Raw genomic sequence first — 13,777 nt, 5'->3', positions numbered from 1 at the left:
CTTAAGGGTACGCCCCCGATATGGGGGCATGCCACTGAAACACAATGCAGTTTATTATCCTCGATCATGCCTTTTTAGCAAAGGCAACCGTCAACGGGCGGCCATCGCCGGGCGTAAATCTACCGGTGGCGAGAAGAATAGATCGCCAAACAGACGTGTCGAGAGTTTGCGCACCATCAGTCCCACGGCGGTACAAATCAGCAGACTGATAAACGGATAGACCAGCAGCAGCGCCAGTTCCACCATCGGCGGCAGCCACGCCTGATTAAGCAGCGGGATCAGCGCCAGGCTAAAGCCTTCAATCAGAATACGGTGAGTGGTGTAAATAGCGATGGTATTAGAACCCACCACGTTAAGCAGATTGTTTTCACCCGGCGGGAAGCGCTGCTCAAGCTGCAAAAACAGCTTCATGATCAGCACAATCGAAAACAGCGACAACAGCAGCGGCACATTTTTGAACCACAACAGCACCGCGACGACCAACGCCGCCGCCAGCCACAGACCGTAACGACGTAGCGGCACGGTTTTGATCACCTCCATCACCGCCACGCCATACCAGGCGCCCAGGCTGTAATAGATCATATTACGCGCCACGCTGTTTAATCCCCACCACGGCAGCGGCAGGAAATTAATGGCAATGGAGAGCAGCGCCAGCAGTATCATCACCGGCGCTTTCCAGCGTTGCAGCATCTTACACAGCACAAAATAGACCAGCAGCGCATACAGATACCACAGGCTGGTGCTCGCGGTGAGCATACCGTGCAGGAAACCGGTAAATGATCCGGCATAGGCGGCGTTAGCGGTGGTGCTCAAATCCCGTTCCGGGGCCAGCCAGTCGTTCAACGCACCGATCGCCAGCCACTGCAATACGCCCCACAGCGCCAGTACATAAAAAATACTCCACAGGCGTTTATCCACGCAGCCTTCCCATTTCACCTCTTCCACATACCGGCGGATCAGATAGCCGGAAATGAAGAAGAACACCGGCATACGGAAGGGTGCGAGGTACAAATTAAAGTAGATCCAGCACTTCGACAGCGTTTCCGACAGCGGATGTTGCAGACCTTCCAGGTGCGGGTAGAAGGTAATCACCGAGTGGTAAATCACCACCAGACAGATACACAACCCTTTGATCTGATTAATCCATAATGCTTTTTGTTTCATTGTTACCGCGAACCTGTTTTGCCAAAATTCAGGCGTTAATTGTGGTGATGCCGCGCAAGGCTGTAATGCGTAAAGGTCTGGAATTGAACGTGGTGAAGGATTTTTCGGAAAAAGATCAGGCGCGACAATGCAGGCATTCTGTACAAATGATGTAATAGCGGTTTGATTTTTCAGAACTTTTTAAGCGTATTCCCGACAATTCTCCATGTTTAAGCGATTTACCATCCCTGGTTTCGCTTATATACTCCCAAGTCTGCTCATCGCAACCAGACGGATTTCATGTATCAACCTGTCGCACTATTCATAGGCCTGCGCTACATGCGCGGGCGTGCAGTCGACCGCTTCGGTCGCTTTGTCTCCTGGCTTTCCACCATTGGCATTACGCTCGGCGTGATGGCGCTGGTGACGGTGTTATCGGTGATGAACGGCTTTGAACGCGAACTGCAAAATAACATTCTGGGGCTGATGCCGCAGGCCGTGCTGAGTGCCGATCACGGTTCCCTTGATCCGCAAAAAATACCGGAAAGTGCCGCCCGTCTGCCGGGCGTCAACCGCATCGCGCCGCTGACCACCGGTGATGTGGTGCTGCAAAGCGCGCGCAGCGTGTCGGTAGGCGTAATGCTCGGCATCGATCCGGCGCAAAACGATCCCCTGTCACCGTTTCTGGTCAACGTGCAGCAACGCGATTTGCAGCCGGGCAAGTACAACGTGATCCTCGGTGAACAGCTGGCCGGGCAACTGGGTGTTAACCGTGGCGATCAGCTGCGTGTGATGGTGCCCTCCGCCAGCCAGTTCACGCCGATGGGCCGTCTGCCCAGCCAGCGTCTGTTTACGGTGATCGGCACGTTTGCCGCTAACAGCGAAGTGGATGGTTACCAGATGCTGGTGAACATTCAGGACGCCTCACGCCTGATGCGCTATCCGGCGGGAAATATCACCGGCTGGCGACTGTGGCTCGACGAGCCGCTGAAAGTCGATCAGCTCAGCCAGCAGACCCTGCCGCAGGGCACGGTATGGCACGACTGGCGCGATCGCAAAGGCGAGCTGTTTCAGGCGGTGCGTATGGAAAAAAACATGATGGGGCTGCTGCTGAGCCTGATCGTCGCCGTGGCCGCCTTTAACATCATTACCTCTCTCGGCCTGATGGTGATGGAGAAGCAGGGCGAAGTGGCTATTCTGCAAACCCAGGGACTGACGCCGCGCCAGATCATGGCGGTGTTTATGGTGCAGGGGGCCAGCGCCGGGATCATTGGCGCGCTGCTCGGTGCGCTACTGGGGGCGCTGCTCGCCAGCCAGCTCAACAATTTAATGCCGATCATTGGCGCCCTGCTGGACGGTGCCGCGCTGCCGGTCGTCATTGAGCCGCTACAGGTGATTGTGATTGCGCTGGTGGCGATGGCCATCGCGCTGCTGTCCACGCTTTACCCTTCATGGCGCGCTGCCGCCACCCAACCCGCTGAGGCTTTACGTTATGAATAAGATCCTGTTGCAATGCGACAACCTGTGCAAACGCTATCAGGAAGGGAACGTGCAAACCGATGTGCTGCACGATGTCAGCTTCAGCGTGGGTCAGGGTGAAATGATGGCGATTGTCGGCAGCTCCGGCTCTGGCAAAAGTACCTTGCTTCATCTGTTAGGCGGGCTGGACACGCCCACCTCCGGTGATGTGATTTTTGACGATCAGCGCATGAGCAAACTGTCGTCTACCGCCAAAGCCGAACTGCGTAATCGCGAACTGGGCTTTATCTACCAGTTTCACCACCTTCTGCCGGATTTTACCGCCCAGGAAAACGTGGCGATGCCGCTGCTGATTGGCAAACACAAACCGGCAGACATCGAACGGCGCGCGCGGGAAATGCTGGCGGCGGTAGGGCTGGAGCACCGGGCGAAACACCGTCCGTCAGAGCTGTCCGGCGGTGAGCGTCAGCGTGTGGCTATCGCTCGTGCGCTGGTGAATAACCCGCGTCTGGTGCTGGCGGATGAGCCAACCGGTAACCTGGACGCGCGCAACGCCGACAGTATTTTTGCGCTGCTCGGTGAGCTGAATAAGATGCAGGGCACCGCCTTTCTGGTGGTGACGCACGATCTCCAACTGGCGCGCCGCATGACCCGCCAGCTCGAAATGCGCGATGGTCGCCTGACCGCCGATCTGACGCTGATGGGAGCGCAGTAATGGCCTCGCCTTTATCCCTTCTGATTGGGCTGCGGTTCAGCCGTGGCCGACGTCGCAGCGGCATGGTGTCGTTGATTTCGGTGATCTCAACGGTCGGTATTGCGCTGGGCGTGGCAGTGCTGATCGTCGGCCTTAGCGCGATGAACGGTTTCGAGCGTGAGCTGAACAACCGTATTCTGGCGGTGGTGCCGCACGGTGAAATCGAAGCCGTTAACCAGCCGTGGAATAACTGGACCGAGGCGCTGACGAAAGTCGAAAAAGTACCGGGCATCGTGGCCGCCGCCCCCTACATCAACTTTACCGGGCTGGTGGAGAGCGGGGCCAACCTGCGCGCCATCCAGGTGAAAGGCGTCGATCCGCAGCAGGAAACCCGACTCAGCGCTTTACCGCGCTTCGTGCAGAACAACGCCTGGTCCGCCTTTAAAGCGGGTGAACAACAGGTGATCATCGGCAAGGGCGTCGCCGACGCGCTGAAGGTCAAGCAGGGCGACTGGGTGTCGATCATGATCCCGAACGCCACCGCCGATCACAAACTGCAACAGCCGAAACGCGTGCGTCTGCATGTCAGTGGTATTTTGCAGCTGAGCGGTCAGCTGGATCACAGCTTTGCCATGATCCCGATGCAGGATGCGCAGCAGTATCTGGACATGGGTGACAGTGTCACGGGTATCGCGCTGAAAGTGAATGACGTCTTTAACGCGCAAAAACTGGTGCGTGACGCGGGCGAAGTCACCAACAGCTATGTCTACATCAAAAGCTGGATCGGCACCTATGGCTATATGTACCGGGACATCCAGATGATCCGCGCCATTATGTATCTGGCGATGGTGCTGGTGATCGGCGTGGCTTGTTTTAACATCGTCTCTACGCTGGTGATGGCGGTGAAAGACAAGAGCGGTGACATCGCGGTACTGCGTACGCTGGGGGCGAAAGATGGCCTGATCCGTGCGATTTTCGTCTGGTATGGTCTGCTGGCCGGGCTGTTCGGTAGCCTGTGCGGTGTGGTCATCGGCGTGCTGGTGTCGCTGAATCTCACGCCGATCATGAATGGCATCGAGCGTCTTATCGGCCATCAGTTTCTCTCCGGCGACATCTATTTTATCGATTTCCTGCCATCAGAGCTGCATGCGCTGGATGTGATCTACGTGCTGGTTACGGCGCTGCTGCTGAGCCTGCTGGCCAGCTGGTATCCGGCCCGCCGCGCCAGCAACATTGATCCGGCGAGGGTGCTGAGCGGTCAATAACTAACAAGGAGTGGCGATGTATTACGGATTTGATATTGGTGGTACAAAAATTGCGATGGGCGTTTTCGACGCTGAACGGCGGTTATGCCATGAAACCCGAGTTGCCACGCCCCGTGAAGGTTATGACGCATTTCTTAACGCGGTCGCGACACTGGTGCATGAGGCTGATGCACGCTATGGCGTAAAAGGCTCGGTCGGCATCGGTATCCCCGGTATGCCGGAAACCGCAGACGGCACGCTGTATGCCGCCAACGTTCCGGCGGCCAGCGGCAAACCGCTGCGCGCGGATCTCTCGGCGCTGCTGGCGCGGGATGTCCGTCTCGACAACGACGCCAACTGCTTTGCGCTTTCGGAAGCCTGGGACGACGAATTTAAACAATACCCGCTGGTGATGGGGCTGATCCTCGGCACTGGCGTTGGCGGTGGTCTGGTGCTGAACGGCAAATCCATTACCGGACGCAGCTATATCACCGGTGAGTTCGGGCATATCCGTCTGCCGGTCGATGCTTTCGATGTGGTCGGCTTCGACTTCCCGCTGACCCGCTGCGGCTGCGGCAAACTCGGCTGCATAGAGAACTATCTTTCTGGTCGCGGCTTTGCATGGTTGTACCAACACTTCTACGATCAATCCTTATCTTCCCCGGAAATTATCGCGCTCTATGAGCAGGGGGATGCCCAGGCCCGCGCCCATGTGGCGCGCTACGCCGATCTGCTCGCGGTGTGTCTGGGTAATATACTGACGATTGTGGATCCCGATTTGCTGGTTATCGGCGGGGGATTATCGAATTTCTCCGCGCTTACCACGCTAATCGCCGACCGCTTACCGCCGCATTTGCTGCCGGTTGCCCGCCTGCCGCGTATTGAACGCGCGCGTCATGGTGATGCAGGCGGCATGCGCGGGGCGGCCTTCCTGCACCTCACCGACTAGCCTAAAGAGGGTTGATATGCAGTCGCGCCGGTTACATCGCCTAAGCCGTTTTCGCCGTAACAAACGCCGCCTGCATGAGCGTTTACGTCAGCGAATTTTTTTCAGAGACAGAGTGGTGCCCGAAGTGATGGAAAAACCGAGAGTGGTGGTATTGACCGGGGCGGGGATCTCCGCCGAGTCAGGCATTCGCACTTTCCGCGCGGCCGATGGCCTGTGGGAAGAACATCATGTCGAAGACGTTGCCACGCCGGAAGGGTTCGCCCGCGATCCGGCGCTGGTGCAGTCGTTCTATAACGCCCGCCGTCGCCAGCTTCAGCAGCCAGAGATCGCACCGAACGCCGCGCACCTGGCGCTGGCACAACTGGAAGCCGCCCTTGGCGATCGTTTTCTGCTGGTGACGCAGAATATCGACAATCTGCACGAACGGGCTGGCAATAAAAACGTCCTGCATATGCACGGTGAACTGCTGAAAGTGCGCTGCACCCAGAGCGGTCAGGTACTGGAGTGGACCGGCGATATTACGCCGGAAGACAAATGCCACTGCTGCCAGTTCCCGTCGACGCTGCGCCCGCATGTCGTGTGGTTCGGCGAAATGCCGTTGGGGATGGATGAGATTTACAGCGCGCTGGCGATGGCCGACGTATTCATCGCCATCGGCACCTCCGGGCATGTGTATCCCGCGGCGGGCTTTGTGCATGAAGCGCGTTTACAGGGGGCGCACACGGTTGAACTCAACCTTGAGCCAAGTCAGGTCGGAAGCGAATTTGAAGAGAAGCATTACGGGCTGGCGAGTGTGGTGGTGCCGGAGTTTGTGGATAAGCTTTTGAAAGGGTTATAAGGTGAAGCAGCCTCTCCCGCCGGGAGAGGCTGGTGAAAGTTACCGCCCGGCTTTCAGCTTCTGGTAATACTCTTCATAAAGCGCGCTGGCGGCGCCAACATCGTTCTGCCATTCGCCTTTGCTGATGGTGTCTGCATCCGGATAGAGCGATTTGTCATTCGCCACGTCCGGGGCCAGCAGTTTACGTGCCGCCAGGTTCGGCGTCGGATAGCCGATGGTTTCCGCCACCTGCTTCGCCACGTCCGGACGCAGCAGGAAGTTAATTAACTTCAGCGCGCCATCGACGTTTTTCGCGTTAGCCGGGATCGCCAGGCTGTCCATCCAGAAAATACCGCCTTCTTTCGGCCAGACGATCTGTAGCGGCGTACCGGACTGTCGTGCCACATACGCCGAGCCGTTCCACACCATCCCCAGATTCACTTCGCCTTCCATGTACGGGTTCGCCGGGTTATCCGAGTTAAACGCTGCCACGTTTGGCATCAGTTTTTTCAGCTCCTGATACGCCGCCTCGATCTCTTTCGGATCGGTGGTGTTGCCGGACATCCCCAGCTTGCGAAGCGCCACCTGGAATACTTCCCGCGCATCGTCGGTCAGCAGCAGGCTACTTTTGTATTCCGGCTTCCATAAGTCGCCCCAGCCAGTGATGGTGGACGGATCGATAGCTTCACTGTTCACGCCGATGGCGGTCGCGCCCCAGATATAGGGAATGGAATAGTCGTTTTGCGGATCGAAAGGCTTGTTGAGCATGTCCGGATCGAGGTTACCGAAGTTAGTGAGCTTCGTTTTATGGATCTTCTGGATCATGCCTTCTTTGCGCATTTTATCGACGAAATAGGTGGAAGGTACCACCAGATCGTACGCGCCGTCTTTGTAGGTTTTAAGCTTGGCGTACATGGTTTCATTCGACTCGTAGGTCGAGTAGATCACCTTGATTCCTGTCTCTTTGGTGAACTGTTCCAGCAGGCCAGGCGGCACATACTCGGTCCAGTTATAGAAATAGAGCGTATTGTTGTCCGCGTGCGCAGCGCTCATACCCATTGCCAGAGCGCCCGCAGCGAGCAGGTGGCGTGACCATTTGATCATTTTAACGTCCCCTGAGATTTGGTTTTATCACGTGCAATAAGCTGACTGGCGATCACCAGGACCAGCGAGAGTACTAACAGAATAGTCGCCAGCGCGTTCACCTCCGGTGACACCCCAACTTTCACCATTGAATAGATTTTCAACGGCAGAATTTCATAGCCTGGTCCGGTAACGAAGGAAGAGACTACCACGTCATCCATCGACAGGGTAAAGCTCAGCACCCAACCAGCTGCCACCGCGGGCATTGCCAGCGGCAGAATAATTTTGCGCAGAATAGTCACTTCGCTGGCACCGAGATCTTTCGCCGCTTCCAGCATCCGTACATCAAATCCTTTCAGCCGCGAATAGACGGTGACCACCACAAACGGCAGGCAGAAGGTGATGTGTGAGAACAGCAGCGACCAGAAGCCCAGTTGAATACCGATCAGCATAAACAGCACCAGCAGCGAAATGGCCATGACGATGTCCGGGGACATCATCACCACAAACAGCATGCCGCTGACGAAAGGTTTGCCGCGGAAACGGTAACGGTAAAGCGCCACTGCCGTCAGCGAGCCAATCAGCGTGGCAAAGGTCGCTGACAGCACCGCCATGGTCAGCGAGTGACGGGCGGCCTGTAACAGGCTGTCATTGTTCATCAGCAGGCTATACCAGTCGGTGGTAAATCCTCGCCAGTTGATGCCAAAACGGGCCTGATTGAAGGAATTCACGATCAGAATGATGATCGGAATATAGAGAAAAGCGTAAATGGCGGCCATAAAACCGCCGCGCAGCAGGCGACCGATCATTCCAGTTCCACCTTTTTATTCAGAAAACGCATTGCCCGCCAGTAAACCAGCAGCATCAGGCCCATGATCACCGTCAGCGTAATACTGGTGGCGGAGCCGAACGGCCAGTCACGGATATTCAGGAACTGGCTTTTAATCACGTTACCAATCAGCAGGTTTTTCGCACCGCCCATGAGATCCGAGACGTAGAACAGCCCCATCGCTGGCAGCATTACCAGCAGACAGCCCGCGATAATGCCCGGCATGGTCAGCGGAATAATAATGCGGATAAAGGTTTGCAGCTTGCTGGCACCCAGATCGCGGGCGGCCTCCAGCAGCGGTTTATCGAGTTTCTCAATACTCGACCACAGCGGCATCACCATAAACGGCAGCAGGATATACACCAGCCCGACGATCACCGCGCCCGGCGTAAACATAATGCGCAGCGGCGTATCAATGACGCCCAGCCACAGCAGAAACGCATTCAGATAGCCTTTGGTGCTGAGAAACAGTTTCAGGCCATAAATGCGGATCAGGGAGTTGGTCCAGAAGGGGACGATCAGCAAAAATAGCAGCAGCGGGCGCACCTTCGGCGGCAGCTTCGCCAGAAACCACGCAAAAGGATAGCCGAGCGCCAGGCAGGCGAGGGTGGCGATCAGCGCCATATTCAGCGAGTGCAGCAGCACATCGAAATAGAGCGGATCGAGCAGGCGCGAATAGTTGTCCAGCGTAAACACCATGCTGACAAACGAGGCATCATCGCGGGTTAAGAAACTGGTGACGATGATCATCAGGTTGGGCAGGAAGACAAACAGCACAAGCCAGCCGACGACGGTCGCGATCACCACATTCTGGAATTTACTTGTGCTCTTCATCAGGCAGTACGACCTCCCAGCTTTCCACCCAGTTGATGGCCATCTTTTGATCCAGCGAGTGGTCAAAATCCGGGTCGTCTTCGTTAAAGAATTCGCTGACCATCACCATCTTGCCGTTTTCCAGCTCTACCACTGATTCCAGCGTCATGCCTTTGTAGTTGCGCTCGCGCACAAAGCCAATCAGACCATCCACCTCGCGGCTGTCGTTGATCTCCTCAACGCGCAGATCTTCCGGGCGCAGCATGACGTTCAGGCGCTGACCATTTTCTACCGGGAAATTGACGTGGATATTGCATTCGCGGCCTTCAACGCTGGCGCGTACGCGCTGTGCATCCAGACGTTCAATGACCGTGGCGTTGAACAGGTTGATCTCGCCGATAAAGCTGGCAACGAACAGATTCTTCGGCTCTTCGTAGATTTCGCGCGGCGTGCCGTCCTGCTCGATCTTACCGTCGCGCATCACCACGATACGGTCGGACATGGTCAGCGCTTCTTCCTGATCGTGGGTGACAAACACAAAAGTGATACCCAGCTTACGTTGCAGGGCTTTCAGTTCGTTCTGCATTTGCTTGCGCAATTTGTAATCCAGCGCGGAGAGCGATTCATCAAGCAGTAACAGGCGCGGTTTGTTGACCACCGCACGGGCGATGGCGACACGTTGCTGTTGTCCGCCGGAAAGCTGATGTGGTTTACGTTCGGCGAAGGTATCCAGCTGCACCATGCGCAGGGCTTCAGTGACGCGCGGGGTAATTTGAGCGGCTGGCGTTTTTTGCATTCGCAGGCCAAAGGCCACGTTTTCAAAAACGGTCATGTGCGGGAAAAGCGCGTAGCTTTGGAAAACCGTGTTGACGTGGCGGTGTTCAGCCGGAACCTGGGTGATGTCCTGGTCTTCGAGATGGATATGGCCGGCATCGACGTTTTCCAGCCCGGCAATCAGGCGCAGAACCGTGGTTTTACCGCAGCCAGAGGGGCCCAACAGTGTCAGGAATTCGCCATTATTGATGGTGAGGTTAAGATCGGAAATGACATTTTTACCATCAAAGCTTTTGCGAATTCCCGCCAGGTGCACCAGCGGTGAAAGCGAACGCGTTTGTGTATTCAATTTTTTACTCTGTCCCGTGTAGACGCAACGGATGGCTTACCATTGCGGGGTTTGTGATTAACCACCTTGGGGTCTGACACATTAATAAGGCCTGGCATTCTACGGCAAACCACTGAAATCGCCAATCCTTGTGAAATATTCCCTTTCAGGGGCGGATTTTCTCAACCATGCTTAAGGCTGGGGTCGCGTAAGCTAAAAAATTCTCGTTTGCACGGGTAAAAGTGACCTGACGCAATATTTCTGTTTTCACGCTTATCAATAATGTTGTTTCAAATAGTGAGGGTGGCCCGCATGGATAAATTACTAGAGCGTTTTTTGCACTATGTTTCGCTGGATACACAATCAAAACCGGGCGTCAGACAGGTTCCGAGTACCGAAGGACAATGGAAGCTGTTGCAGTTGCTGAAAGAACAGCTGGAAGAGATGGGGCTTATTAACGTCACCCTGAGCGATAAAGGCACGGTGATGGCAACTCTGCCCGCCAACGTACCGGGCGATATTCCGGCCATCGGCTTTATTTCGCATGTTGACACCTCACCCGACTTTACCGGCAAAAACGTCAATCCGCAGATCGTTGAGAACTATCGCGGCGGCGATATTGCCCTTGGCATGGGCGATGAAGTGTTATCCCCGGTGATGTTCCCGGTGCTGCACCAGTTGCTGGGCCAGACGCTGATCACCACTGACGGCAAAACGCTGCTCGGTGCCGACGACAAAGCAGGCGTGGCGGAAATCATGACGGCACTGTCGGTGCTGATCCAGCAAAATATCCCCCATGGCGATATTCGCGTGGCCTTTACGCCGGATGAAGAGGTGGGCAAAGGCGCGAAACATTTTGACGTCGAAGCCTTCGATGCGCGCTGGGCTTATACCATTGACGGCGGCGGCGTAGGCGAGCTGGAATTTGAAAACTTCAACGCCGCATCGGTGACCATCAAAATTGTTGGCAACAACGTCCATCCCGGCACCGCGAAAGGCGTCATGGTCAATGCATTGTCCCTTGCCAGCCGCATCCATGCTGAAGTACCGCCAGAGGAAAGCCCGGAGCAGACGGAAGGGTATGAAGGTTTTTATCATCTGACCAGCATTAAAGGAACCGTAGATCGCGCCGAGATGCACTACATCATCCGCGATTTTGACCGCCAGGCTTTTGAGGCGCGCAAACGTAAAATGATGGAGATCGCCAAAAAGGTCGGCAAGGGGCTGCATCCGGACTGCTATATAGAACTGGTGATCGAGGACAGCTACTACAATATGCGCGATAAAGTCGTCGAGTTTCCGCACATCATCGAGATTGCCCAGCAGGCGATGCGCGATTGCGACATTGAACCGATCATGAAACCCATTCGTGGCGGCACCGATGGCGCACAGCTTTCCTTTATGGGATTGCCATGCCCGAACATCTTTACCGGCGGCTATAACTACCACGGCAAGCATGAATTCGTGACGCTGGAAGGCATGGAAAAAGCGGTGAGAGTGATCGTTCGTATTGCAGAGTTAACGGCGAAAGGCCATTAACGCCGGGCGGCGCTACGTTTGGCTGTACGCATTGCAGCATTCCAGGCCCGGTAAGCGCAGCGCCACCGGGCAATGCCCCTTCTGACCCGTAGGCCCGGTAAGCGTAGCGCCACCGGGCAGAATCGCCTCTCCACAGGTAAAGGATTACCGCATGTCTAATTATCGCCGTCATTACATCCCCGGAGGCAGCTGGTTTTTTACGGTTAACCTGAAAAACCGGCAAAGCGACTTGTTAACCCGCCACGTTGCTCTGCTTCGTCAGGCAACATCCTTCGTTAAACAACGCAAACCCTTTGACATTGATGCCTGGGTTATTCTGCCCGATCACATGCACTGCATCTGGACGCTGCCGGAGAATGACAGCGATTTTTCCGGCCGCTGGCGGGATCTCAAGAAAATGTTCACCCGTTCGCTTAACAGAGGAGATGTCTGGCAGCCCAGGTTCTGGGAGCATGCGTTAAGGGACGAGGAGGATACGCGACGCCATCGGGATTACATCAATATCAATCCGGTAAAGCATGGTTGGGTGGCGCGGGTGAGAGACTGGCCTTATTCAACTTTTCATCGTGATGTGCGGGAGGGTATTTATCCGCCTGACTGGGCGGGTGAGGTAGCGGATTGGCCCGCGGGGGAGCGGCGGGAAGAGTAGTATCGCCGGGCGGCGCTTACGCTTGCCCGGCCTATGATCGACTGTACGCGTTCCAGGATCGCCATCGGGCGACGACAACCACAGAACCTGTAGGCCCGGTAAGCGCAGCGCCACCGGGCGAAAACGGCCAGAGTACCTGTAGGTCCGGTAAGCGCAGCGCCACCGGGCGAAAACGTCCACAGTACCTGGTAGGCCCGGTAAGCGCAGCGCCACCGGGCACATTCACAACTTAATCTTCAAAGAACCAGTAACCGCTGTTGACCAGCGCGGCGAGCATGGCGAGGAAAGAAGGATCTTCCAGCGCCTCGCCCAGCGTATCGGCGGTAATTACCATGTGGCTGGCAAGCGCCGCGAGTGCGGGGCGGTGCGGCGACTCGATCTTCTCACCGTTGGCGAAGACATCATCCCCAATGCGCAACACACGTAACCCGCCCAGACGCACCAGTTTATCGCCCTGTTGCAGCGCATCATAGATTTCGTCCGGTTGATACGGCGGTTCCGGCGGCGCGACGTCCAGCTCGTGGCGCGACTGGGAGACAAACTCGCCAAACCACTGCTGGAAATGCTCCGGCTGATTGATCAGATCGAGCATGGTGGACCGCAGACGATCCAACTCCTGTGGCAAAATATCTGCCGGGTGCTCGCGCGGCGGCACATCCGGATCGGTATAGCGCTGGCTGCCGAGTTCGCGCTGCAACACATAATCAGCGAAACCGCTGATCAGCTCGCGGCCACTCGGCGCGCGGAAGCCCACCGAATAGTTCATCGAGTTTTCCAGCGAGTAGCCTTCGTGCGGGAATCCTGGCGGAATATAGAGAATATCGCCCGGCTCCATCTCTTCATCGATGATGGCGTCGAAAGGATCGACCTGCAGCAGATCCGGGTGCGGACAGTGCTGTTTCATCGCCACTTTCTCGCCCACGCGCCAGCGACGGCGACCGGTACCCTGAATAATAAACACGTCATATTGATCGAAATGTGGACCTACGCCGCCGCCAGGCACGGAGAAGGAGATCATCAAATCATCAATACGCCAGTCAGGCAGCATGCGGAAAGGGCGCATCAGCGCGGCGGTTGGCTGATGCCAGTGATCCACCGCCTGCACCAGCAGCGACCAGTTGGTTTCGCCGAGGTGATCGTAACTTTCAAACGGACCATGGCTGACCTGCCATTTTCCCTCCTGATGGCTCACCAGGCGGCTGTCCACTTCGTTTTCCATAGCCAGTCCCGCCAGCTCATCCGGCGACAGTGGATCAACAAAATTTGCAAAACCCCGTTTCAGCACCACAGGGCGTTTTTGCCAGTAGCGTGCGATGAAGTCGGGCCAGTCTAACGTTAAATGGTAGTCCATATGATTTTCCAGGGCTTACGTACCTGAGACGGATTATAACGGAAGGATGACAGGCTGCGTGCGGCGGGCGCGCTTATTTTGTCTG

13 protein-coding genes are annotated in these 13,777 nt (G+C 56.1%); 7 read left to right on the top strand and 6 right to left on the bottom strand.

What is annotated here, in order from left to right; genetic code table 11:
* Positions 1-90: 90 nt before the first annotated feature.
* Positions 91-1,164 (bottom strand): acyltransferase family protein, encoded by a 1,074-nt coding sequence (locus KW828_RS01665; RefSeq protein ID WP_218334704.1) that lies wholly within the window; start codon positions 1,162-1,164, stop codon positions 91-93.
* Positions 1,165-1,443: 279 nt separating this feature from the next.
* Here KW828_RS01665 and lolC point away from each other — a divergent pair, with 279 nt between their 5' ends.
* The 5 genes from lolC to cobB are packed head-to-tail and all read left to right on the top strand — an operon-like array spanning position 1,444 to position 6,347.
* Positions 1,444-2,643, top strand: a complete 1,200-nt coding sequence (gene lolC, locus KW828_RS01660; RefSeq protein ID WP_218334703.1) for a lipoprotein-releasing ABC transporter permease subunit LolC — start codon at positions 1,444-1,446, stop codon at positions 2,641-2,643.
* The gene (gene lolD / locus KW828_RS01655; protein WP_088219622.1) at positions 2,636-3,337 is read left to right on the top strand and encodes a lipoprotein-releasing ABC transporter ATP-binding protein LolD; all 702 of its coding nucleotides are present in this window, start codon (positions 2,636-2,638) and stop codon (positions 3,335-3,337) included. The genes lolC and lolD overlap by 8 nt, the downstream gene beginning before the upstream one ends.
* Positions 3,337-4,581, top strand: coding sequence for a lipoprotein-releasing ABC transporter permease subunit LolE (gene lolE, locus KW828_RS01650; protein WP_218334702.1), 1,245 nt, complete (start codon positions 3,337-3,339; stop codon positions 4,579-4,581). Before lolD ends, lolE begins: the two co-directional genes overlap by 1 nt.
* Positions 4,582-4,597: 16 nt before the next feature.
* Positions 4,598-5,509 (top strand): N-acetylglucosamine kinase, encoded by a 912-nt coding sequence (gene nagK, locus KW828_RS01645; protein ID WP_218334701.1) that lies wholly within the window; start codon positions 4,598-4,600, stop codon positions 5,507-5,509.
* A 16-nt stretch (positions 5,510-5,525) separates the two neighbouring features.
* Positions 5,526-6,347, top strand: a complete 822-nt coding sequence (gene cobB / locus KW828_RS01640; protein WP_218334700.1) for a Sir2 family NAD+-dependent deacetylase — start codon at positions 5,526-5,528, stop codon at positions 6,345-6,347.
* 39 nt (positions 6,348-6,386) lie between these two features.
* Here cobB and potD read toward each other — a convergent pair whose 3' ends face one another.
* The 4 genes from potD to potA are packed head-to-tail and all read right to left on the bottom strand — an operon-like array spanning position 6,387 to position 10,207.
* Positions 6,387-7,430, bottom strand: coding sequence for a spermidine/putrescine ABC transporter substrate-binding protein PotD (gene potD / locus KW828_RS01635; protein WP_218334699.1), 1,044 nt, complete (start codon positions 7,428-7,430; stop codon positions 6,387-6,389).
* On the bottom strand, positions 7,427-8,218 hold the full coding sequence (gene potC, locus KW828_RS01630) for a spermidine/putrescine ABC transporter permease PotC (protein WP_218334698.1): 792 nt from the start codon (positions 8,216-8,218) through the stop codon (positions 7,427-7,429). Before potC ends, potD begins: the two co-directional genes overlap by 4 nt.
* Entirely contained in the window at positions 8,215-9,072 is an 858-nt protein-coding gene (gene potB / locus KW828_RS01625; RefSeq protein WP_218334697.1) for a spermidine/putrescine ABC transporter permease PotB, read from the bottom strand. The genes potC and potB overlap by 4 nt, the downstream gene beginning before the upstream one ends.
* The gene (gene potA, locus KW828_RS01620; RefSeq protein ID WP_218335348.1) at positions 9,056-10,207 is read right to left on the bottom strand and encodes a spermidine/putrescine ABC transporter ATP-binding protein PotA; all 1,152 of its coding nucleotides are present in this window, start codon (positions 10,205-10,207) and stop codon (positions 9,056-9,058) included. Before potA ends, potB begins: the two co-directional genes overlap by 17 nt.
* Before the next feature lie 258 nt (positions 10,208-10,465).
* Between potA and pepT the strand changes: the two genes are divergently transcribed.
* Positions 10,466-11,692, top strand: a complete 1,227-nt coding sequence (gene pepT, locus KW828_RS01615; protein ID WP_218334696.1) for a peptidase T — start codon at positions 10,466-10,468, stop codon at positions 11,690-11,692.
* 151 nt (positions 11,693-11,843) lie between these two features.
* A complete protein-coding gene (locus KW828_RS01610; RefSeq protein ID WP_218334695.1) occupies positions 11,844-12,341 on the top strand; it encodes a transposase in 498 nt (165 codons plus the stop codon).
* Between the two features lie 229 nt (positions 12,342-12,570).
* On the opposite strand, the gene KW828_RS01605 is transcribed toward KW828_RS01610, so the two are convergent.
* Entirely contained in the window at positions 12,571-13,692 is a 1,122-nt protein-coding gene (locus KW828_RS01605; protein ID WP_218334694.1) for a cupin domain-containing protein, read from the bottom strand.
* Between the last annotated feature and the right edge of the window lie 85 nt (positions 13,693-13,777).

The sequence above is a fragment of the Enterobacter sp. ENT03 genome, from assembly GCF_019218745.1.
Classification (GTDB): Bacteria; Pseudomonadota; Gammaproteobacteria; order Enterobacterales; family Enterobacteriaceae; genus Enterobacter_D.
This window is presented reverse-complemented; position numbering and strand designations above follow the sequence as displayed.